The following is a 20,645-nucleotide window of genomic DNA, read 5'->3' as shown; positions in this document are numbered from 1 at the left end:
AGGGATCGAGGGCGGAATCGAGGTTAGTCGCGCCGCGCGAGCAGGCCGGTCGCGAGCAGCGCGAGGGCGGCCGCGACGACACCGAATCCGGGCGACTCCGCGCCTGTGTCGCCGGTGCTTTCGTCTTCGTCGCTTTCGTTCCCGTCCGCGGACGTGAGATCCGTCGAGTTGCCGTCTTCGCTGTCGGTCCCGCTGTCGTCGCCCGAGGAGTCGCCGTCTGACGAACTGTCGTCGGCCGAGCCGTCGTCGCCGCCGTCGGTCGACTCAGCGCCATCGTCTTGAAGCTCCACCACCGCGTTCGAGAGCGTCGCCGTCGAGTCGATCACGCTGCGCGGCGCCGGCTGGTTGAGGTAGTTCTCGTTCATCACGATGTAGTTGCCCTCGGTCCCCGCGGTCGTGCTGGCGTACGGTTCCGAGTCGAGGATGGCGGCCTCGGAGTCGGTGACGAGGATCACTTCCGGGTTCGTTTCGAGGATAACCTCGTCGGAGAGCTGCGGGTACTCCTCGTACTCGGCGGCGACGTTGTCCGTCCCGCCGGCGTTCATGATCGCGTCGATGAACGTGTTGTTCGCGGCGACGTAGCCGCCGCCGAGCGGGTAGAGCGCGGCGGGGCGGTCGACGTCGGCCGTCCGCTCCTCGGCGGCGTCGACCGCGTCGTACATCTCCGCGTTGGTCTCGTTAGCGGCGTCGCACGCGCCGACGAGCCGGCCGATCGTCTCCGTCTTCTCGGCGATGTCGTCGACGGACGTCGCCGCCTTGAAGTGGTAGACAGTCAGCCCCTGCTCGCGGAGCGGCTCGACGTCGGCCGCCGAGGAGTTCGGCGCCAACACCAGGTCGGGGTCGGTGTCGACGACGCGCTCGACGCTCGCGCCGAACTCGGCGGAGACGTTGGCGCGCTCCTCGGCGCCGTCGAGGTAGAGCGCGAACCGGCTCACGCCGACGACGCGGTCCTGCTCGCCGAGTTCCCACAGTGTCTGCGCGGCCGACGGATTGATCGTCGTGATCCGGTCGGGACGCTCCTCCAGCGTTACCGTCTCCCCGGTCGCGTCGGTCAGCTCGACCGGGAACCCGCAGGCGTCGTCGGTCTGCGCCGGACCGGTCCCCGTCGCGCCCGCGGTTCCGACCGCCGGCTGCGCGCCCGCGGTCGGTCCGTCGGTCGATATCGTCGGCTGTGCGCCCGCGGCGGTCCCGGCCACGCCGCCCAGCAGGGCGGTCGTCACCAGCACGGCCATCGCGATCGCGAAGCTGTTTCGCATCGCATCGACGACCGGCCTCGTCCAATAAGTATTTACCTACTACAAGTTGTGTTGGAGAACGTATGCGACCCTGGGTCCGATCGTCGCTCTGGTCGGGGGCGATAGCCGCGGTTCTGGCCGCCGTCGTCGTCGTTAGCGCTGCGATCGGTCCCGTCCGGATTCCGCCCGAGACCGTCGTCAAATCGGTGCTGAACGCGCTCTCTGTGCCGGCCGGAATCGAGACGAGCGCGAGCGGCGTCGGCCCGCTGCCGGTGCCCGGCGTCGGGCCGCTCACGCTCCCGGGGATCGACCTCGCGTTCGCGTCGCCGTTCGCGTTCCCCGTCGACTCCGTTCACCAGCAGATCGTCGTGGGCGTGCGGCTCCCGCGGATCCTGTTGGCCGCGCTCGTCGGCTTCGCGCTCGCGGCCGCGGGAACGGTGATCCAGGGGTTCTTCCGCAACCCGATGGCCGACCCCTCGATCATCGGCGTCTCCTCCGGGGCGGCGGTCGGCGCGGTCGCGTTCATCGTCTTCCCCGCTGCGCTCTCGGCGACGGTCGCGCTCCCGCTCGTCGGGTCCGTCGACCTCGCGCTCTCGCGCGGCGCGGGGACCAGCCTCTTCGCGTTCGTCGGGGCGCTCGTCGCCGCCTTCGGCGTGTACGCCATCGCGACCCGGGGCGGTCGGACGCCCGTCGCCACCCTCCTCCTGGCGGGCGTCGCGGTCCAGACGTTCCTCGGCGCGGTCGTCTCGTACCTCCAGCTACAGGCCGGCGAGTCGCTCCGCCAGATCGTCGCGTGGCTGATGGGTCACCTGTCGGGCGCCGCGTGGAGCGAGGTCGCCGTCACCGCGCTCGTCGTGCCGCCGCTTTTCGTCGTGTTGCTCGCGTACGCCCGCGACCTCAACGTCCTCCTGCTCGGCGAGGAGGAGGCCCGCGGGCTGGGCATCGCGGTGGAGCGCACGAAGCGCGTGCTGCTCGCGGCCTCGGCGCTTATCACGGCCGCCGGCGTCGCGTTCGCCGGCGTGATCGGGTTCGTGGGTCTCATCGTCCCGCACATGCTCCGGCTCGTCGTCGGTCCCGACCACCGTGTGCTGCTCCCGACCACGGCGCTCGCGGGCGGCACGTTCCTCGTCGCGGCCGACACGCTCGCGCGCTCGGCGGCCGCGGAGTACCCGGTCGGCATCATCACCGCCGCGGTCGGCGCGCCTTTCTTCATCTACCTGCTCGTGACCCGGGAGGTGTCGGAGCTGTGAGCGCGGACCGTCCCCCGGACGCCGAGGCGGCGGACGCGGCTGACGCGGCGGAGTCAGCCGCCGCGCGCGACGACCCGGCCTCGCTCCCAGACACGGCGCGGTCGTTCGGCGACACGCCGCTCTTGTCGGCGTCGGGCGTGGCCGTCTCGTTCGGCGACCTCGACGTCGTCTCCGGCGTCGACCTCCGGGTCGAGCCGGGGTCGCTCGTCGGTCTCGTCGGGCCGAACGGCGCCGGCAAGACCACGGTGTTGCGCGCGGTGACCGGCGCGGTCGAACCGGACGCCGGGACCGTCGAAATCGGCGGCGACCCGGCCGCGTCGCTGTCGGCCAAGGAGGTCGGGCGCCGCGTCGCGAGCGTCCCGCAGGCGACGAACCTCGCGTTCGACTTCCGCGTGCGCCACGTCGTCGAGATGGGGCGGACGCCGCACCTCGGCCGGTTCGACGGCCACGGCGTTGAGGACGACGCCGCGGTCGACGCCGCGATGGCCGCGGCCGACGTGGAGCGCTTCGCCGACCGGTCGATCACCGAGGTCTCCGGCGGGGAGCGCCAGCGTGTGCTGCTCGCGCGGGCCTTGGCGCAGGCGGCCCCGCTCCTCCTGCTGGACGAGCCAACCGCCAGCCTCGACGTGAACCACGCGGTCGAGACGCTCGAACTGGTGCGCTCGTTCGTCGACGACGGCGACCGGGGGGCGATCGCCGCCATCCACGACCTGGACGCGGCCGCCCGGTACTGCGACGAGGTCGTCGTCCTCGCGAACGGCGGGGTCCGGGCCGCCGGTCCGCCGGAGTCGGTGCTCTCCGCCGCCGCCGTCGGCGCCGCCTTCGACGCGGAGGCGTTCGTCGGTCGCAACCCGGCGACCGGGACGCCCGCGGTCACGGCGTTCCCGCACAGCGACGTCGAGGGGCGGCGCGTTCACGTGATCGGCACGGGTCGGCCGGCCGCGCGCGCCGTCGCTCGGCTGGCCGCCGCCGGCCACGAGCCGTCGGTCGGCGTGGTCCCGGCGGGCGACGCGGCCGCCGGCGCCGCCGCGGACGCTGGCGCGACCGCGGTGACGGCGCCGCCCTTCGAGGGACCGTCCGCGGAGACGGTCGGGGCTGCGTGCGACCTCGCCGCCACCGCGGACGCGACGCTCGCGGTCGGCTTCGAGGGTTCCGGCGACGCGGTCGGCCCGAACGGCGAGGTGGCCGCGGCCGCTGACCGCCTCGTCACCGTTTCCGCCGGCGTCGGCGACGCGGAACTGCTCGACGCGGTCGCGACCGCGACCGCCGAGGAGTGACGGGTCTGCCGCCGGCCGCCACCCGCGAAGCGTCACCGTTTATTCGTTCGCCCGCTTCTCCCCGACGATGAGCGTTCCCTGCGTCGCCGTCGCCCGCGAGCGCGGCGAGACCGTCCGGAGCCGGCTCGCCGACGCGGACGCCCTCGACGGCGACCACCAGATCGCCGTCGACGGCGACACGATCTACATCCCCGTCGCGGGCCGCGACCGGGTCCCGGCCGACCTCACGGACCGGGTCGTCGAGCGCGACGCGGAGGCACGCGATCGCCCCACGACGCCCGCGGAGATCCTCGGCTACGAGCCCTCCTTGGAGCGGCTGGGCGACATCGTCATCGTCGACGAGGACGACGACGAGCGAGCGAATGCGATCGCCGACGCCGTGATGGCGGCCGACCTCCCCTGCGAGACCGTCCTCAACCGCGCGTCGCCGATCGAGGGGGAGCTTCGGGTCCGTCAGTGGGACGTACTGGCCGGGAACGGCACCGAGACGGTCCACCGCGAGTACGGCCACGAGTTCCTCCTGGACGTCGCCGAGGTGTACTTCTCCCCGCGGCTCGCGACCGAGCGCCACCGCGTCGTCGAGCAGGTCGAATCCGGGGAGTCGGCGATCGACATGTTCGCCGGCGTGGGACCGTACGCGGTGCCGATGGCGGCCCGCGGCGCCGACGTGGTCGCGTGCGACCTCAACGAGCGCGCCGTGGAGTACCTCCGCGAGAACGCCGCGCGAAACGGCGTCGCGGACCGCGTGACCGCGATCGCGGGCGACGTGCGCGACCTCGCGGACTCGCACGCCGGGACCGCCGACCGCCTCGTGATGAACCTCCCGCACTCCGCCGACGAGTTCTTAGAGACCGCGGTCGCGCTCGCCGGCGACGACTGCGTGGTCCACTACTACGACATCCAACACGAGGACGACCCGTTCGGGCCGGGTCGCCGCGCGATCGAGACCGCCGCGGGCGACGCCTACGCGGTCGAGGTCGAGACTGAGCGCGTCGTCCGGTCGTACGCCCCCCACGAGTACAACGTCTGTCTCGACGTTCGGCTGACGCGACTTGACGGCTAATCCGCTCGCGTCGCTCGCGGGTCGAGGTCGAGACAGCGAAAACGCCGCGCCGTCCCGAGGGGGGTCGGGGCGGAGCGGCTGGGGGCCCGTCACATGACAAGCTGTCGCGGCACGAGTCGTCGGACCAGAGGCGATTTTGCGCTTGGCGCGTCGGAGACGCGTTTCACACGGTTGCCGCGACGGAACGCTGCTGGGGATGACGGCCGCGTCGAGTCGCCGTGGGGGTGACGACCGACGGAACCCTCGCCGCCCGGTACGGGCTTCGACCGGGCACGCACCGCCGGGGGAGTCGATCCCCGCCGTCTCGGCACGCGGGCGGTGTCATCACGATTAGATGGAGGTCCGAACACGTATTTAGTCTTTTTCCTTATATTCCTCTATTGTATTCGCATTTCTCTTGCGTGTTGGTGTAGAATATCTCGACTACCGTGACGAACGTGTGCTTACTACCGGTGGAATTCGCCGATTCCTCGCTCCGGAAGGGACAGGGCGGATCGCCGCTCCGTCCCCGTTTCGGAACCCTTATTTTTCCCTCCGGGAATTATTGAGTGCGCCGGGGTAGCTCAGCTGGCAGAGCGATTCCTTCGTAAGGAATAGGTCGAGGGTTCAAATCCCTCCTCCGGCTTTTCTGCCGACTCGACGCCGACTCGGAGAGTCTCGACCCCCTACGGAGTTCTGATCGTTCGGTCACCGCCACTCGCTGTTTGATTTATATTCTCGAAACAATATTAGGTGTGTGATTATCTACCAAGGAGGCGTACACCGTGATATGCGACCAGAATACGACTGCGACAGCGAGGAAGTGTACGAGTGTTTCAAATGCGGTCGGCGAACGGAATCGCCCGGCCAGTGCGAGTGCGGCGGCGAACTGCGTCACATCGGACGCTCGCGGGACCTGTGACCGGCGTCGCACCCGATCGTTCTCGGTTCGTCGCCGGTCCGATCAGTCGCTCCCGGTAGCGTCGGCTCCGTCACTTCCGTTGGCGTCGTCACTCCCGTCGGCGTCGTCGCTCTCTTCGGCCGTCTCGGTCTTCCCGTCCTCGCCGTCCCCACTCGAATCGTTTTCCGGATCGTAGTCGGGGAGCGAGAGGACGTTCTCGCGGCCCAGCCGGAAGCCGTCGAGGTCGCCCTCGTCGCGCAGCCCCGTCACCACCTGGCTCGTCTTCGCGGCGGTCCAGTCCAGCTCCTCGGCCACCCGCTTCTGTTTCATCCGTCCGCCCTCCGACTCGATCAGCCGAAGCACCTGCTCTTCGTTGCTCAGCAGGTCGCTGTCGACGGGGGGCGCGCCTTCCGATTCGGTCGCGGAGTCCGCGTCGGCCTCGGCTTCGGCCGCCGGTTCTCCGCTCGCGCTGGCGGCCGCTCCGTCTGCCGTGTCGGTCGGGTCCGCGTCGGCGGTGCTCGCGTTGGCCGCGCTCGCGCCCGCGTCGGCGGTGCTCGCGTCGTCTGCTGCTGCGTCGCCTGCTGCCGCGTCGCTTGCTGCCGCGGTGTCGGTCTCTTCGGGTGAGACGACTCCCGCGCCCTCGCCGTCGGCTCCCCCTCGCCGACGATAGGCGACGGCTCCGCCTGCGACGACGAGGAGACCGAGAAGCGCGACGAGTCCGGCGGTCGGTATCCCCGAGAGCGTTCCCGCGGGGGCGACCGCGATCCGCGGCTGGCCGGCCGAGAAGTCGACGGGACCGTTCCAGACGACGGACCGCTCGCGCACCTCGCTCGGGTCCGGCGTCGTCTCCGCGAGGCGGTACCCCTCCGGCCACGAGACGATGAGCGAGGAGGAGTCGTCGAGGAACAGGCCGTCGACCGCGTCGCCGACGCGCAGCCGGTCCCCGTCGACGGCGGCGAAGTTCGTCCACTCGAACCGGTAGGTCAACACGCCGTACGACTGCGGGAGCTCGCGGCGCTCGGCGGTCACGGTCGCGTTCGACACGGTCATGTTGCGGCCGGTCGTCTCCTCGGCGGTCCTCGCGGTCGAGACCATCCGCTCGCGAAAGCGGCTCGTGTACGCCTCGGTGTCGTTCTCGACGTCTGCGCGGAGCTGTTCGAACGCCTGCTCCTCCTCGTCGGTGCCGAGCCGGATCCGGTACTCGACGGTCCACCGCGCGTCGCCGTCCGGCTGGACGGCGACCTCCATCGACACGTCGTCCGGTTCGACGTCCATCTGCGCGAACCCGCCCTCGAACGGGACGGCGCCCGCGCCGCCGGCGCCGAGCGCGAGACCGGCGGCTCCGAGCAGGGCGACGACGAGGAGGACCGACGCTCGCTGCACGGACAAATTCACAAGAGGTGCCGTGAAATTCCTTCCCATCCGCGGCGGCCCCGACCGCCCGCCGGGAATCGGTTTACGCAGGGACCCGCGTTCACCGTTCGACGCCGCTCACGCGGAGCGGACCCACGGATCGTCGACTATCGAAGCCAAGACGCCCGCCGTCCGTTCGAGCGAGGGAGGGCCGCTGCCGCCACCCAATCCGTCGGAGCCGTCACCGCTCGAACCGCCTCCCCCGGACCCGCGTCCGGAGCCGGCGGGCGGGCCGTTCGACGCGTCGCCGTCTCCGTCGTCGGTCGCGTTACCCTCTCCCGGCGGTCCGCCAGAGCCGTTCCCCGGTCCCGCTCCTGACGCTCCCGCAGAGTCGTTCCCCGGTCCCGCCTCAGGCGGTCCGCCAGAGTCGTTCCCCGGTCCCGCTCCTGACGCTCCCGCAGAGTCGTTCCCCGGTCCCGCCTCAGGCGGTCCGCCAGAGCCGTTCCCCGGTCCCGCTCCCGGCGCTCCCGCAGATCCGTTTCCGGGACCGCCGACGCCCGGGCCGTTCCCGGGCGGACCGGCGTCGCCCGGCGGGCCGCGGTCGGTCGCGTTGCCCGGCGGACCGCGTCGGTTCGCTCCGACCGGCCCGCCGACGCCCTTGCCGGCTACGCCGCGGGCGATGGCGGCGACCTCGGGCCCGCTAAGCTCGTTCGCGCGCTCTCGAAGGGTCGACAGCCGCTCGTCGTCGACGCCCGTCTCGTTGCGGACGACAGCCGGGAGTTCCCCGGCTGCGCTTGCGCTCCGGTTCAGCCCCCGGGAGAGCGTCTCGATCCGCGCGGTCGTCGTCGCCATCCGCGCGGCGTACGCGCCCTGACTCAACTCGCCGGCCGCGCGTCGCTCGCGGAGCTCCCGCTGTTGCTGTTCCAGTTCCGCGAGCCGCTCTTCGGTCCGGTTCAGGCGCTCCGCGACGACGCCGGCACGGCTCTCGTTGGTCTCGGCCTCCCGGAGTCCGACCTCGAAGGCGCGCGACTCCACCTCGCCCTCGATCTCGGCGCCCTGAACGCCGACGACGCCGGATAGACGCTCTCCGGGACTGAGGTCGGGCGTCGCGTTCGCGCCGCTCGCGTTCTCGCCGCCGGAGTCCGCGCCGCTCCCGTTCGTCGTCGGATCGGTCTGTGCGGTCGCTACTCCCGCCGGCGCGGCGGCGGCGGCCCCGACGATCACCGCCGCGGCGACGGCCGCGACGACGAGGCTCGCGATCCATCGGTTCATTACCGGACCGTACGCGCTCCGCACCTATATATCCGGAACTCCGTTAAGCCGGATCAACGCGGATTAATCGCAGGACGCGGCGGGGACGGACGACGCCTCGAAAATCCCCGTCGTCGCGGAGCTGCCGTCCTCTCGAGTCCTCCAGCGTCGCGACTCAGTACGTCTTCGCGAAGTAGGCGGTCCGCTCGGCGGTCTCGTCGCACATCGCACACGTCTCGTCGGCGTCGCCGTCGGCGAGGGGGTCCTCGTCCTCGAACGGGACCATCACGATCTCGGCGGCCAGCGGCTCCTTGATCGGCTCCTCGCAGGCCTCGTCGCCGCACCACGGCGCCTTCACGTAGCCGCCGTGCTGTCCGAGGGTCCCCAAGATGTCGGCGCGGTCGTCGGCCTCGCGCACGCCGTCGTCGAGGGTCTTCTCGGCGGTCGCGTACAGCTTGGCGTAGATCTCGTCGAACTCCTCGCGGACGGTCTCCGCGACGCCCTCGCGGTCGACCTCGATGCTCTCACCGTCGGGGCGGTGGACGAGCGTCAGCTCCTCGTCGTCGACCTCGTGGGGACCGATCTCGATCCGGAGCGGGACGCCGTTCAGCTCGTGTTCGTTGAACTTGAACCCGGGGTTGCGCTCGTCGCGGTCGTCGAGCTCGACGCGGACGCCGGCCTCGTCGAGTTCGTCGACCACGCCCTCGGCGTACTCCAGCACGTCGTCTTTCGTGTCCTCTTGCCAGATGGGGACGACGACGACCTGCGTGGGTGCGACCGTGTGCGGGAGGACCAGCCCCTGCTCGTCGGAGTGGGTCATGATCAGCGCGCCCAGCGCGCGCCACGAGAGCCCCCACGAGGTGGTGTGGGCGACGCGCTCCTCCTCGTCCTCGTCGGAGTAGGTGATGTCGAACGCCTCCGCGAACGACTGGCCGAGGTGGTGGGAGGTGCCCGCCTGGACCGACTTCCCGTCGGGCATCAGCGCCTCGACGGTCGTCGTCGTGTCCGCGCCGGGGAACTTGTCGTGGTCGGGCTTTTGGCCCTTCAGGACGGGCAGCGCGAGCAGATCCTCGTAGACGGACTCGTACTGGTCGAGTCGGGTCATCGTCTCCTCCCAGGCGTCCTCGCTCGTGGCGTGGGCGGTGTGGCCCTCCTGCCAGAGGAACTCCTTCGTGCGGAAGAACGGCTTCGTCTCGGTCGCCTCCCACCGGACGACCGAACACCACTGGTTCACGCGCAGCGGGAGGTCGCGGTGGCTCCGCACCCACTGCGAGATGTACGGCGTGATGATCGACTCGGAGGTCGGGCGGACGGCGAGCCGCTCCTCCAGCTCCTTGTTGCCCGCCTCTTCGACCCACGCCACCTCGGGGTCGAACCCCTCGACGATGTCCTTCTCCCGTTCGAGGTACGACTCGGGGATGAACAGCGGGAAGTAGGCGTTCTGGACGCCCGTCTCCTTGAACTTCGCGTCGAGGAACCCCTGGAGCCGCTCCCAGACCGCGTACGCCCGCGGGCGGGTGACGATGAAGCCGCTCATCCCCTCCGGCCCGTAGTCGGCCAGCCCCGCCTTCTGTACGACCTCGGCGTACCACTCGCCGGTGTTGTGCGTCTTGGACTCGGTGATCCCGAGCTCCTGGTCGTCGTCGCTCATTACTCTCGAAAGCGGGTGTCGCGGGCTTAAAAGGTCCGAACCCGACCGCCGCGCCTCGGTGCCGGGTCCACCCGCCGGCGTCGTTGGGGGCTGTTTACGTCCCACGCGGACGGAATCCACGGAAACGTTAACCGCCTCGCGTCGCCTATCTCGCGCATGGACCTGTCGGGGTTGCGTCGACACGCGCCGCAGTCGCTCGCCGGGCGGCGGGAGGCGGCGGTGCTGGCGCCGGTGATCGAGCGCGGCGGCGACGCCCACCTCCTCTTCACCAAGCGCGCCGCGCACCTCGGCGAGCACCCCGGACAGATGAGCTTCCCCGGCGGTGGCCGCGAGCCGATCGACCGGACGCTGACGGACACCGCGCTGCGCGAGGCCGACGAGGAGGTCGGGATGCGGCCGGACGAGGTCGACGTGGTCGGCCGTCTCGACGACACGCGCACGTCGAGCAAGTACGCGGTCCGCCCGTTCGTCGGCGTCGCGCCCGACCGCGAGTACATTCCCGACGAGTCGGAGGTCGCGGAGGTGGCGGTCCTCTCGGTCGCCGCGCTCACCGACCCCGCGAACTACGAGTCGGAGCGCCGCGTCGGCCACCCGGAGTACGGCGACCACCGCGTCCACTACTTCCACGTCGACGGCTACACCGTCTGGGGCGTGACGGGCCGGATGGTCGTCCAACTGCTGGAGCGAACGACCGACTGGCGCGCGCCCGCGGAACCGGACCGGGTCGTCGGGGCGGACGCCGAACTCCCTATTTAGGTTGTTGTCGGCGGGAAAATTGCTGTTGAGGAGTCAGTCGTCTGTTTAAAAATAATCGACAGCGGATCGACGGCGAACACTTCCAAAGCCCCAGTCGCGAGGCGGACGCACGCTCGTTGCGCGCTTCAGTCGCTCGCTCCGCTCGCTCCTTCCAGTGCTTACATCGCCTGCGCCCGCCTCGCGACTGCCCCTTTGAGTCCCGCCCGACCGCGACCGCACGGCACCTCACACCTCCCCAGCCTCGTCGCGGCCGCTTAAAAGCGGCCGCGACTCCCTCGCGCGTGCGATTCGCGCCGCAACGCGGCGCTCATCGGCACGCGCCGACCGCGGGTGTGTCTCCAATCGGTCGTCGTTTCCGCGGTCGCCGCACTCTCCCGTTTATAAATAGCTGAACTCTCCGCCTCACTCGGCCGGGTCGACTTCGAGCCGCAGCGCGAGGTCGGCCCCGTCGGCCAGCGCGTCGACGAGGTCGCGGTCGAGGTCGGCCGCGGCGCCGTCGCCGTCGACGAACATCGTGCGCTCGTCGTCGGTGTAGTCGCTGGTGCGCCCGACCATCGAGCGGTCGTCGAGCAGGGTGAGTTCGGGGTCGCCGCGGCCCGTAATGGTCTCTCGGTACTCATCGTCGCCCGCGTCGACGACGAACGTCGCCTCGATCGTCGCGTCCGCGTCTTGGCACGCCTCACGGAACTCGGCCGAGAAGTCCCGGGGGGTCCGGTCCGCATCGATCCCGACGATACAGTCGCCGGCGGGGGTGAGCCAGTCGTCGGTCGTGAGTTCGACGGTGCTCGCATGCTCGGCGGTGACGTTCTCGTGGCCGACCGCGCGGACCACCTCGACGTGGGGGTCGTCGGCGTCGTCGCTCATTGTCGCCGGTCGGCCGCGACGCGACAAGTGGCCGTCGCTTCGGGGGCGGGAATCGGCTCGGAGGAGTGGGTCGGTCAGACGTCGGCGCCCTCGGCGAGCGCGGGGACGAGTCGGGCGGGGTTCTTCGCCAGCACGCGGGCCATCAGGTCCTCGGAGACGTCGAGGGTGAGCACCTCCATCACGCCGACGTTCGGGTGGACGTCGGGCGCGCCGGAGCCGAAGAGGACGCGGTCGGGGTGTTCCAGCACGCCGCGTTCGAGCACCTCGCGGTACCGCACCGCGCTCGTGTCGACGTACACGCGGTCGTGGTCGTCCAGCAGGTCCAGCGTCTGATTCATCAGTTCCGCGTCCAGCGGATACCCGCCGAAGCTCCCGAGGACGAGCGGGAGGTCGTAGCCGAGCAGCTCCGTCTCGACCGCCTCCGGCGGGAACTCCCGGCCCGCGTGGACGAAGAGGGGGAGGTCGGCGTCCTCCAGTCGGCGGAGCACGTCCTCGTTCGGGAGGCCGTCGACGTGGGGCGCCAGCGTGAAGCCGTGGAAGCGGTCGTCGTAGGAGTACTGCTCGACGTCGTCCGGCCGGGTGTGGTGGTCGTCGCGCTCGGCGCGGAGGTTCCGAACGACCGACACCGGTCCGGTCCCCGGGTCGCGAGGGCCGTTGAGGCGGGCGAACGCGACGAACGGGCGGTCGATAGACAGCCGGGCGACCGCGTTGTTCGCGCGGAGGTAGCTCCGCCCGGTGGCGCGCTGCCCCGGACTGGCGACCGCGCGGACAATCCCCGCCTGGAGCATCTCGCGTTCCAGTCGCTCCGGCGAGATGTCTCGCCCGTGGGTGGCGACCGACGACTCGTCGGGGTCGAGGGTCGCGCGGGTGTCGACGATCCGGAAGTCGTGTTCGAGCCCGAGCATGGCCGCTCTCTACCGGCCTGTCTCGGGCGACCCGCATGTGCCTGTCGGTCGCACGGCGAGTCCTCGGCGGCGTGGGCGACGACGACCCTCTCCCCCGCCTCGGTGCCCAGTCACGGGCCCGCGGTCGAGACGATCTTGATCACGTCGCCCTCGGTCAGCTCCCGGTCTTCGCCGATCCGGCGCGAGGCGCGCGCGTCGACGGCGTGGAGGTACCCCTCGCCGATGTCGGAGTGGACCGCGTAGGCGAGGTCGAGCGGCGTCGCCCCCGATCGCAGCAGGAAGGCGTCCGGGAGGACGTTCCCTGTCCCGTCAGTCCACTTGCCGGCGTCCTGGACCGGGTAGGCGGTGATGCGATCGAGCAGGTCGTAGACGGCCGCGTTCAGCGCCGCCTGAACGCCCGTCCCGTCGTGTTCCGCCATCGACCCGCGGAGCGCGTCGAGACCGGCGCGCTGGTCGTCGGAGATGTCGCCGACGATTTCGAACGACTCGTCGCCCGGATCGTAGTCGACGACGCCCGCCTCCGCGGCCCGCCGGAGGGCGAGTTCGCCGTCGGCGGTCGCGGGGATCACGGGCTTGTCGGTCCCCTCACGGATGCGGTCGACCGCGCCCTCGGGCGCCGCGTCGACCTTGTTCGCGACGACGACGATGGGCTTGGTGCGGCGGCGGACCGCCCGCGCGAGCGCCTCGCGGTCGTCGTCGGTCCACGCCTTCGGGTCGTCGGGGTACTCCAGCCCGCGGAGGACCGCGGTCACGTCGTGCTCGGTCGCGCCGAACCCGGTGAGCAGCTCCGAGAGCGCGGCTTCGAGGTCGAAGTCGGGCGCGCGCGACTTGCGCTCGACGCTCTCCCAGTTACCGTCGACGATGCCCGCAAGCCACAGGTCCATCTCTGCTTCGATGAAGTCCACGTCGTCGAGGGGGTCGTGGCTCCCGACCTCGACGGGTTCGCCCTCGGCGTTCGTCGCCCCGGAGGCGTCGACGACGTTCAACACGACGTCCGCGTTCGTCAGCTCGTCGAGGAACTGGTTGCCGAGTCCCTTTCCCTCGTGCGCCCCCGGCACCAGCCCCGCCACGTCGAGCAGTTCGACCGGGACGTAGCGCTTCCCGTCGTGGCAGTTCTCGTTGTCGCAGCGCTCCTTGCGGTCGAGACACGGACAGCGCGTCCGGACGTGGGTCACCCCGCGGTTGGCGTCGATGGTCGTGAACGGGTAGTTCGCGACGTCGACGTCGGCCATCGTGCCGGCGGTATAAAAGGTGGACTTGCCGGCGTTCGGCTTGCCCGCGAGCGCGACCGTGAGCATACCCGAGGGTCGCGGCCCCGCGAAAAGCGCCTTTCGGTCGGCCGCGGGGACATGAGGGATTCGAGACACGGAACGATAACCAGTCGTCTAGCTGTTGGTGTTCTCGAAGGTGTCAAAAATAATATATTAGGTCCCATGGCGTCAGTACACGGAACCCATGAACCGCTCAGTACAGAGAACTCACAGACTAGAGTCGGCCTACACCTCTCTCACTTCTGTTAGGAACGGCTTGCGTGATACAATGGCTAAGTCTGACAGTTCTCGTGAGTGGTTTATTCGGCCTGATTTAGCTTAGAATCTATTCTTCTCTCGTGGTATGTCTTAAATAAATACAGTAGAATCCCGATAACGGATATAAACAGTCCAATCGGAATAATCCAAATACTAGTTAATAGAGTCAAAAGAAGGGAGATGAATATAAGCAAGATGCCGACCGCAACAATATCTTTCGGCTCCATATTTTATGTTAGATATCTATATTTATAAATTGTAGCTTCGCTATTCCGCGCTGTATCTCGCACGACGATCTGAACACCTCTCTAAGCTAGTAGAATCCTCGGCGGCCAACACGCACTCTTCAAGGACCGGACGTTTCAGTCGATAATCTATCTGAAGAAGAGAATTCCAGCAGAGCTAGATCTTACCAAAGTCTGAAGTTCACGTTGTCGGTGAATGATTATACCATCTTCTCAACAGAAGCGGCTATGCCACGGTAATCGCGTACAGGACGACACAGAGGCTGATAACTGTCACGAGACCCCGTACGAGTAAGACGACGCCGTTCCCTGCTCCAACCATATCGGCGAGCATGACGGCCACGTATACCCCTACCGTCAGCAGACCGATACCGACTGCAAGCACCCGCATCTTCGCAGAGCCATTTCGTCGGTACCCTCGGTAAGCTAGCGTAGCGACAAACAGTCCCACGACGGCAGTGACGCCGCGAGCTACCGACACCACACTGAGCAGTTCTATCACCAGCAAACTCTCTGCTATCACCGTATCCCACCTCCGTACACGATCCACAGGATCGTCCCCAACCCGAATAGCTCACAGCCACTGACGAGTATCGACCGGCCGACAGTCCCGATGTCGGTCGCCGTCGGTAACCCGACGCGAAGCAACTCAGGAACCGTAATCAGGAAGATGAGACCGACTGCGAGCCAAAGCATCCCGCGATGAGATGGTCCTCGACGGTAACCACGAACCAGAACTACGGCGATCGTCAGCGACAACGCTACTGAGAGCACGGAAAGGACGAGCACCCCGAGTGCGATGAGGGGGTCAGTCCCAGTCGCATCCAACTGTAAGAGGAGCATTTCAGGACAACCCCTCGAACAGATCTGTGAACCGGTCGGCAGGATCGGTTGGCGAGCGCGTCACTGCTACTTCGTAGCCCCCATCGGCGAACGTGACGGTGACAGTCTCGACTGTAGCTACATACCGCTTGTAGTGATGGCCGTCGGGGTCCAGCTCCTGTTGTTCGGCCACGAGGTCTGCGTCCTGTAACCGGTTGAGACGCCGGTACGCCGTCGCGTCGGACATCTCACAGGCCGTACAGAGTTCATCGACTGACATCGGTTCAATTGTGAGGTGAGCGAGGATCGCCCGGGCGTACTCGTCGTCGAGTACCGCCAAGACAGCATCCTCGTCCTCGTCCATATACGTGCCAGACACGGGTACAAGTAAAAAACCCGTCACAGCTTCTGGGTCGGAAGCCGTGCCTACGATGCTACTTGTACCCGTCCTCTTGCGTCGTGTATGTCGTTACGATCGACGATTGACCGCGTCATACCGACCGCCCTGAGTCAGTGGGCTCTCCGACTCCTCTGGCCGGTCTGGAATAATGAGCAACGTCGACTGCGTGCGCCACTTCGTGCGCTACTACCGACGGTGCTGACCTTCATTCTCCTTGCTGTCCTCCAGACTACGATCCGAGCCAGGTTCGAGCACCCCGTCCGAGAACTCCTTGAACTGACTGGCATTGGCATCATTCTCATCGGTGCAATTCTCTTCGGTCGCACGAGTTATTGATCGACGCCCAGTGAGTGGATTCGGGCTTTCGTTCGACCGAGAGTGGTGGCGCTCATTCGCTGTTGGTGGACTCGTCGCCACCGCGATCAACGGCGGGGCACTCGTAATGTCCCTCGGTGCTGGTTGGGCTACATTTGTTGGCGTGATGCGCGGATCCGGCGATCTACCGTTCATACCTGCGATGGGGATCGTGTTCGCGTATATCGCGCTCGCAGCCGCGTGGGAAGAGTTCATTCTGCGCGGTGCGATGTTACAGAACCTTGCCGAGGGATCGAATGGATTCGTTCCCCAGTGGATGGCCGTCGGTCTCGCAGTGACTCTCAGCACGCTCGTGTTTGCGTTTCTACACGGCGGAAAAATAACGCATCCCAGCCACTATGGGTACTACCTGATCGCTGGACTAGTACTGAGTGGCGTATACGTGCTAACCGGTGAACTCGCACTCAGCATCGGCTTTCACGTGTTCTATAATTTCACACAAAGCGCGATATTCGGACTGGGACATTCACAGCAGACGCCGGAACTCCTCGCCGTTGACATTGTCGGCCCTCCGCGCTGGATTGGAGAAGAGGGGCTCGTCTTTGTCGGCTTCGCCATCCTCGGTGGCCTGGTACTGATCGCGTATATTCACTGGCGTGATGGATCACTCGAACTGGACGATCGCGTAACCAGCTACGCCGGACGGTAACTTACTCGATTCAATACCAATGCCAACCGCATTCCCTTACCGCACTCCTGTCGATCACGCGCCGCATGAACGGACGAACATCATTGTTGACGACGAGCAACCAAGTGACGTACTCCAGACGGTCTCCTCAGATACCGCACAGCAGATACTGGCGAGGCTTGACGGCGAACCAGCAACAACTTCAGACATCGCTGAGGCTATCGACACATCCATCCAGAACGCCAAGTATCACTTAGATCGCCTCTGCGAAGCTAACATCGTCGAAGCCGTCGATACGTGGTACTCTAGAAAAGGAACCGAGATGACGGTCTACGCACTCTCTGTGGAACAACTAGTTGTTCAGTTTGGAGACTCCATCCCGGAAACACAGCGGTGAGTCACACTGCTTCCGAGGGCAGAAGCCTACGACTTCAGTCATGGGGAACTGGGTGAGAAATCCACTTCAGCAACGCCGAACGGAAGCCGCTACTGAGTAGCCGAGATGGTTCGCTTTCGTAGGGAGTCAGTTTATTCACGACTGAAGTTGGGAGGCTCTGCCCTCGGAATCAATGTGAACTATACATCATTCGACAATGATGGCACCACGGTGTCCGAGAGCATGGTGGGGTTTACAGCCGTATCTGAAGACGCCAGCTTCAGAGAACGTTTCTTCGAAGTGGACGCCAGACTCGACGTGAAGCGACTCGCTACCGAAGTCACCGTCTTTGAATTCGATATTATGTGCGCCCCCGTTCCCGGTCCACGACCACCGAACTGTCGTACCGGTTGAGACTTTCACTGCGTGGGGGTCGAACGCCAAGTGACCACCATTACCTTTCGCTCCGGTGGTGATCTCGACAAGGTCAGTGTCTGTTTGATCCGTAATGGTCCCGTCGTATTCGTTTGTTCCAGCGAGCCATTCATCAACAGCCGGATACTCGCTCGACGGCGCAGTGTCGACCACGACGACACCTCGCATCCCCGCATCGGCATACGGTTCGCTGACGTATTTGTACGCCCCTTCCGCGTCGAAGGTGTGCTCAAATATTTCCCCAGCCTCCGAAAGCGGCTCCCCACTGTCGAAGGTCCCATCGGTAGCTACAACATTGTACTCAGCGTCATTCGCGACCCACTCCCACGTTACCGTGGTCTCTGGTGTCACCTTGATCGCGGGCGGGGAGAACGAGTTTGTATTTGACATGCCGAGGTACACCGTCGGCGGGTCGTCATACCGGAGATCGCGGATCTGGTGCGTCTGTGGATCATTCGCGGTTGCGAGCCAAGTGTCAAGAGAGTCCTCTCCATCGCTATCGTCTACTGTGGCGGTTGTACTAGTCCCGTGCGTTTGAAGTGCGCTAAACCCTGTTAGCGAACCGATTCCAACAGCTGTACTTGCGGCAAGGAACGTGCGGCGATTGTTGGAGGGCATTGTGTATGGTCATCAGAGTGAGAATATATACAAACTTGTGGGTAGTTTAAGTCTGTTAGAATTAGGCCGTTTAGATTCTGTTACGGGGAGATTGACATCCTCCTCCGCCTGAAACGGTCGGTGTCGCAGTGAAGTAGGTGGAGTCGTCGTACACATCTCGACGGTGCGCCGAGTGTGGGTTCACGGCAGATCAGAATTACACGAGTCGAAACGACTTCCAGTGTCTGAAATGCGAGTCGGAAGCGAACGCGGACTACAACGCGTCGAGGAACATGGGTATGCGGTATGTCCGTCGAGACCAACAGTCGTCTCGGCGGACGGGCGACAGTCACCTCGCTCTGAATCCTGATATTGAGCTCAACATACCTCGTCATTCTCTCGCGAACGTTTGCTCAACCGCAGAGCGAGATGCCTCAGTTCCCTATGGCGTCAACACGACGGCTTGGCCGGACCACGGTCTTCGCGCTTATTGGCGGACTGATCGTCACTGTCTCGGTCATGCTTGGTACAGTTCTCTTGGTTCTCCCCGGGCTGTTTCTGGCAGCCTCGTTCCTCTTTTTCATCTTTGCTGTCTCTGTCGAAGATCGCGGGATCATCAGTAGTCTCAGGCGGAGCTGGGTTTTGGCTCGTGGATCTCGGCTCAAGCTCGGAGTCCTCATTATTGTGAGTGCGCTCTTCAGCGGTGTCATCGGTGCGATCTCGCCGTTGTTAACTCTCGCTGACCTATCGGTCGCTGCCGATATTGTAACGGTCGTTCTCACAACGGTGTTCTTCGTGCCATATTACGCCATCATCGCGCCGGCGTACCTCCAGTTGCGAGATGGAGAGGACGCTTCGAACCGAACGACGCAGAACCCGGTTGACGCGTCAAAAATCCCTGAACACTAATCGACCCCAAGCGCGGAATCATTTTCTCGGAACCGATTCCTCCTTATCCCTCTGTGAATTGCCCGAGAATCGATCTTGAGAGACCCTTTTGAAATATTTTTTTGCTCTGTTGAAATCCTCAGCAGGTGATACATCTTGGCCAGTTATCGTCAATACAGGCACTACAGGTTTCGACGATGACGTGTCCGAAAATGGGGTTTCAACAGAGTCAGCTTGTGATATACGAGAGATAAACGCATTGGAGGCGGTCACAACCGCTCTCTCGTCTCGACCAGCTCACAGATTCATTTCCGAGCGACGATCCGCAACACGTCCTCGTCGGCCAGCTCGTGGCTCTTCCCGACCTGCTGGTCGTCGTGTTTCGCGCTCTCACCGGAGACCCGCGCAAATTTGAATCGCTCGTCGAACTCGCCGCCGATCTTCGAACAGGCGTCGCCGACGGTGTCACCCTCGAATAAGATCAGGGGCTCCTCGTAGTCGACGCCGCGGCCCGGCTTGTCCATATAAATGCGAATAACCCCCAGCTCCTCCCAGAGCCGCTCCTTGAGTCCGTCGAGACCGAGCTCCTTCTCGGCCGAGATGAAGAGCACGTCGTCGGGATCCAGGTCGCGCTCGCGCAGTTGCTCTTTCACGGTCGGGAGGTAGCTCTTGTCGATGAGGTCCGCCTTGTTGACAGTGACCATCGAGGGGAGGTACTCGCGGTTGTCCATCACGGCGTCGACCAGCTCGTCGATGGTGAGGTCGTGGGGGATGGTCACCTTCGCGTTGACGTAGCCGTACTCGCGGAGGACCTGCTTGACCGTCTCCTCGTCGAGGCTCACCTCGTCGCTCATCGTCACGCCGAGGCCGTCCTTGTGCGTCTTGCGGATGTTGATGTTCGGCGGCTCGGTGTCGAGGCGGATGTTGGTCGCGTACAGCTCCTCGCGCAGGCGGTCGTACTGCTCGATCTCGAAGACCGAGAGCATGAACACGACGAGATCCGCCGTCCGGACGACCGAGAGAACCTCCTTCCCGCCTCCGCGGCCGCCCGCGGCGCCCTCGATCAGCCCGGGAACGTCGAGGATCTGGATGTTCGCGCCGCGGTACTGCAGCATGCCCGGGTTGACATCGAGGGTGGTGAACTCGTAGGATCCGACCTCGCTGTCGGCGTTGGTGAGGGCGTTGATGAGGGTGGACTTGCCGACGCTCGGGAACCCGACCAAGGCGACCGTGGCGTCGCCGTGCTTCTCGACCGCGTAGCCGTGGCCGCCGCCGGCGGAGGACTGGTTCTCCAGCTTCTCTTTTTCTCCGCGAGCTTCGCCTTCAGGCGCCCGATGTGAGCCTCCGTGGACTTGTTGTAGGGCGTCTCGGCGATCTCCTCGCGGAGGTCTTCGATCTCCTCCTCCAGTCCCATTACCCGTTTCTCGGCCGGTCGGCTCGTTAAAGGTGTTCCTTCGGATCGCCGGCCGGGAAGTGGGATTCAGCTCCGCCAACGCCCGGCCGCGAACCGTCGGATCCCCGCCGGGAGAGTGGTTGGCACGCCGATACTTCGACACGGTTATATCGCCGACGCGTAACTCTCGGACACGTCGAATGCCAGATCCGTCGAGCCTTCGAGACAGCACACAGATCGTCCTCCCGCGCCACGCGCTCGACGGTCACCGGGAGTGTCTCGAAAACCGGTTCACCGTCACCGTCGTCGAGCTGCCGGAGCGGTACCGGATCATCGGCAGCCCGGTCGAGATCAAAGCCGTGAGCGACTATCTCACGCGTAACGGCGTCGCCGTCGCGTAACGGAACCGCCGATGCGGACTCCTTCCGCCCTGTTCGGAGGCTTGAAGTCATCGCTCGTTGAGACCACGTGA

At 66.1% G+C, this 20,645-nt stretch carries 20 protein-coding genes, 1 tRNA gene and 2 pseudogenes; 11 read left to right on the top strand and 12 right to left on the bottom strand.

Translation table 11 applies throughout. The features are described from left to right. Positions 1-23: 23 nt before the first annotated feature. Positions 24-1,256 (bottom strand): PGF-CTERM-anchored ABC transporter substrate-binding protein, encoded by a 1,233-nt coding sequence (locus ACODNG_RS03770; RefSeq protein WP_434522485.1) that lies wholly within the window; start codon positions 1,254-1,256, stop codon positions 24-26. 62 nt (positions 1,257-1,318) lie between these two features. Between ACODNG_RS03770 and btuC the strand changes: the two genes are divergently transcribed. The 5 genes from btuC (at position 1,319) to ACODNG_RS03745 (ending at position 5,726) form a co-directional block, all read left to right on the top strand. Further along, a complete protein-coding gene (btuC, locus tag ACODNG_RS03765) occupies positions 1,319-2,485 on the top strand; it encodes a vitamin B12 ABC transporter permease BtuC (RefSeq protein ID WP_434522484.1) in 1,167 nt (388 codons plus the stop codon). Then, a complete protein-coding gene (locus ACODNG_RS03760) occupies positions 2,482-3,762 on the top strand; it encodes an ATP-binding cassette domain-containing protein (protein WP_434522483.1) in 1,281 nt (426 codons plus the stop codon). Before btuC ends, ACODNG_RS03760 begins: the two co-directional genes overlap by 4 nt. Positions 3,763-3,829: 67 nt before the next feature. Then, entirely contained in the window at positions 3,830-4,825 is a 996-nt protein-coding gene (locus ACODNG_RS03755; protein WP_434522482.1) for a class I SAM-dependent methyltransferase, read from the top strand. Positions 4,826-5,377: 552 nt separating this feature from the next. Next, a tRNA-Thr gene (locus ACODNG_RS03750) sits at positions 5,378-5,450 on the top strand. A gap of 144 nt (positions 5,451-5,594) precedes the next feature. Further along, on the top strand, positions 5,595-5,726 hold the full coding sequence (locus tag ACODNG_RS03745; RefSeq protein WP_209546401.1) for a rubrerythrin-like domain-containing protein: 132 nt from the start codon (positions 5,595-5,597) through the stop codon (positions 5,724-5,726). A 42-nt stretch (positions 5,727-5,768) separates the two neighbouring features. On the opposite strand, the gene ACODNG_RS03740 is transcribed toward ACODNG_RS03745, so the two are convergent. The 3 genes from ACODNG_RS03740 to proS form a co-directional block, all read right to left on the bottom strand. Continuing rightward, a complete protein-coding gene (locus ACODNG_RS03740) occupies positions 5,769-7,088 on the bottom strand; it encodes a helix-turn-helix transcriptional regulator (RefSeq protein WP_434522481.1) in 1,320 nt (439 codons plus the stop codon). Positions 7,089-7,196: 108 nt separating this feature from the next. Beyond that, positions 7,197-8,330, bottom strand: coding sequence for a hypothetical protein (locus ACODNG_RS03735; protein ID WP_434522480.1), 1,134 nt, complete (start codon positions 8,328-8,330; stop codon positions 7,197-7,199). Positions 8,331-8,484: 154 nt separating this feature from the next. After that, positions 8,485-9,960, bottom strand: a complete 1,476-nt coding sequence (gene proS, locus ACODNG_RS03730) for a proline--tRNA ligase (protein WP_434522479.1) — start codon at positions 9,958-9,960, stop codon at positions 8,485-8,487. 156 nt (positions 9,961-10,116) lie between these two features. Here proS and ACODNG_RS03725 point away from each other — a divergent pair, with 156 nt between their 5' ends. Next, positions 10,117-10,716 (top strand): NUDIX hydrolase, encoded by a 600-nt coding sequence (locus tag ACODNG_RS03725; protein WP_434522478.1) that lies wholly within the window; start codon positions 10,117-10,119, stop codon positions 10,714-10,716. Between the two features lie 402 nt (positions 10,717-11,118). Here the strand turns inward: ACODNG_RS03725 and ACODNG_RS03720 are convergent, their stop codons facing one another. From ACODNG_RS03720 to ACODNG_RS03695, 6 genes are all read right to left on the bottom strand, one after another. Continuing rightward, positions 11,119-11,580 (bottom strand): DUF371 domain-containing protein, encoded by a 462-nt coding sequence (locus ACODNG_RS03720; RefSeq protein WP_434522477.1) that lies wholly within the window; start codon positions 11,578-11,580, stop codon positions 11,119-11,121. Between the two features lie 74 nt (positions 11,581-11,654). Continuing rightward, a complete protein-coding gene (locus tag ACODNG_RS03715; RefSeq protein WP_434522476.1) occupies positions 11,655-12,485 on the bottom strand; it encodes an amidohydrolase family protein in 831 nt (276 codons plus the stop codon). Positions 12,486-12,595: 110 nt separating this feature from the next. Next, on the bottom strand, positions 12,596-13,783 hold the full coding sequence (locus ACODNG_RS03710; protein WP_434522475.1) for a redox-regulated ATPase YchF: 1,188 nt from the start codon (positions 13,781-13,783) through the stop codon (positions 12,596-12,598). Positions 13,784-14,485: 702 nt separating this feature from the next. Beyond that, positions 14,486-14,782: a DUF7521 family protein gene (locus tag ACODNG_RS03705; protein ID WP_434522474.1), complete on the bottom strand. Its 297-nt coding sequence runs from the start codon at positions 14,780-14,782 to the stop codon at positions 14,486-14,488. Next, the gene (locus ACODNG_RS03700; RefSeq protein WP_434522473.1) at positions 14,779-15,102 is read right to left on the bottom strand and encodes a hypothetical protein; all 324 of its coding nucleotides are present in this window, start codon (positions 15,100-15,102) and stop codon (positions 14,779-14,781) included. Before ACODNG_RS03700 ends, ACODNG_RS03705 begins: the two co-directional genes overlap by 4 nt. Position 15,103: 1 nt before the next feature. Next, positions 15,104-15,445 (bottom strand): helix-turn-helix domain-containing protein, encoded by a 342-nt coding sequence (locus ACODNG_RS03695; protein WP_434522472.1) that lies wholly within the window; start codon positions 15,443-15,445, stop codon positions 15,104-15,106. A 382-nt stretch (positions 15,446-15,827) separates the two neighbouring features. Between ACODNG_RS03695 and ACODNG_RS03690 the strand changes: the two genes are divergently transcribed. After that, complete coding sequence (locus tag ACODNG_RS03690) at positions 15,828-16,505, top strand: lysostaphin resistance A-like protein (RefSeq protein WP_434522471.1); 678 nt, start codon at positions 15,828-15,830, stop codon at positions 16,503-16,505. Between the two features lie 19 nt (positions 16,506-16,524). After that, positions 16,525-16,881: an ArsR/SmtB family transcription factor gene (locus ACODNG_RS03685; RefSeq protein ID WP_434522470.1), complete on the top strand. Its 357-nt coding sequence runs from the start codon at positions 16,525-16,527 to the stop codon at positions 16,879-16,881. A 186-nt stretch (positions 16,882-17,067) separates the two neighbouring features. Here ACODNG_RS03685 and ACODNG_RS03680 read toward each other — a convergent pair whose 3' ends face one another. Continuing rightward, on the bottom strand, positions 17,068-17,913 hold the full coding sequence (locus ACODNG_RS03680; RefSeq protein WP_434522469.1) for a halocyanin domain-containing protein: 846 nt from the start codon (positions 17,911-17,913) through the stop codon (positions 17,068-17,070). 110 nt (positions 17,914-18,023) lie between these two features. Here ACODNG_RS03680 and ACODNG_RS03675 point away from each other — a divergent pair. Continuing rightward, a pseudogene (locus ACODNG_RS03675) lies at positions 18,024-18,254 on the top strand (zinc ribbon domain-containing protein); the annotation flags it as partial. 82 nt (positions 18,255-18,336) lie between these two features. Continuing rightward, the gene (locus ACODNG_RS03670) at positions 18,337-18,801 is read left to right on the top strand and encodes a hypothetical protein (RefSeq protein ID WP_434522468.1); all 465 of its coding nucleotides are present in this window, start codon (positions 18,337-18,339) and stop codon (positions 18,799-18,801) included. Positions 18,802-19,085: 284 nt separating this feature from the next. On the opposite strand, the pseudogene ACODNG_RS03665 reads toward ACODNG_RS03670, so the two are convergent. Then, positions 19,086-20,194, bottom strand: a pseudogene (locus tag ACODNG_RS03665) (OBG GTPase family GTP-binding protein). A 179-nt stretch (positions 20,195-20,373) separates the two neighbouring features. Here ACODNG_RS03665 and ACODNG_RS03660 point away from each other — a divergent pair. Continuing rightward, positions 20,374-20,574 carry a VNG_1110C family protein gene (locus ACODNG_RS03660; RefSeq protein WP_434522467.1) on the top strand — a complete coding sequence of 67 codons (201 nt, stop codon included), beginning with the start codon at positions 20,374-20,376 and terminating at the stop codon, positions 20,572-20,574. Positions 20,575-20,645: the final 71 nt, after the last annotated feature.

Origin of the sequence: Halorubrum sp. AS12, from assembly GCF_051122765.1 — an archaeon.
Taxonomy (GTDB): Archaea; Halobacteriota; Halobacteria; order Halobacteriales; family Haloferacaceae; genus Halorubrum; species Halorubrum trapanicum.
The sequence above is the reverse complement of the archived record's forward strand: the minus strand, read 5'-3'. Positions and strand labels throughout refer to the sequence as shown.

Excerpts from the sequence above, each read along its gene's own strand:
- ACODNG_RS03770 (WP_434522485.1), bottom strand. The coding sequence starts at position 1,256 with ATGCGAAACAGCTTCGCGATCGCGATGGCCGTGCTGGTGACGACCGCC.
- btuC (WP_434522484.1), top strand. The coding sequence starts at position 1,319 with ATGCGACCCTGGGTCCGATCGTCGCTCTGGTCGGGGGCGATAGCCGCG.
- ACODNG_RS03755 (WP_434522482.1), top strand. The coding sequence starts at position 3,830 with ATGAGCGTTCCCTGCGTCGCCGTCGCCCGCGAGCGCGGCGAGACCGTC.
- ACODNG_RS03745 (WP_209546401.1), top strand. The coding sequence starts at position 5,595 with ATGCGACCAGAATACGACTGCGACAGCGAGGAAGTGTACGAGTGTTTC.
- ACODNG_RS03735 (WP_434522480.1), bottom strand. The coding sequence starts at position 8,330 with ATGAACCGATGGATCGCGAGCCTCGTCGTCGCGGCCGTCGCCGCGGCG.
- proS (WP_434522479.1), bottom strand. The coding sequence starts at position 9,960 with ATGAGCGACGACGACCAGGAGCTCGGGATCACCGAGTCCAAGACGCAC.
- ACODNG_RS03725 (WP_434522478.1), top strand. The coding sequence starts at position 10,117 with ATGGACCTGTCGGGGTTGCGTCGACACGCGCCGCAGTCGCTCGCCGGG.
- ACODNG_RS03720 (WP_434522477.1), bottom strand. The coding sequence starts at position 11,580 with ATGAGCGACGACGCCGACGACCCCCACGTCGAGGTGGTCCGCGCGGTC.
- ACODNG_RS03715 (WP_434522476.1), bottom strand. The coding sequence starts at position 12,485 with ATGCTCGGGCTCGAACACGACTTCCGGATCGTCGACACCCGCGCGACC.
- ACODNG_RS03710 (WP_434522475.1), bottom strand. The coding sequence starts at position 13,783 with ATGCTCACGGTCGCGCTCGCGGGCAAGCCGAACGCCGGCAAGTCCACC.
- ACODNG_RS03700 (WP_434522473.1), bottom strand. The coding sequence starts at position 15,102 with ATGCTCCTCTTACAGTTGGATGCGACTGGGACTGACCCCCTCATCGCA.
- ACODNG_RS03695 (WP_434522472.1), bottom strand. The coding sequence starts at position 15,445 with ATGGACGAGGACGAGGATGCTGTCTTGGCGGTACTCGACGACGAGTAC.
- ACODNG_RS03685 (WP_434522470.1), top strand. The coding sequence starts at position 16,525 with ATGCCAACCGCATTCCCTTACCGCACTCCTGTCGATCACGCGCCGCAT.
- ACODNG_RS03680 (WP_434522469.1), bottom strand. The coding sequence starts at position 17,913 with ATGCCCTCCAACAATCGCCGCACGTTCCTTGCCGCAAGTACAGCTGTT.
- ACODNG_RS03670 (WP_434522468.1), top strand. The coding sequence starts at position 18,337 with ATGGCGTCAACACGACGGCTTGGCCGGACCACGGTCTTCGCGCTTATT.
- ACODNG_RS03660 (WP_434522467.1), top strand. The coding sequence starts at position 20,374 with ATGCCAGATCCGTCGAGCCTTCGAGACAGCACACAGATCGTCCTCCCG.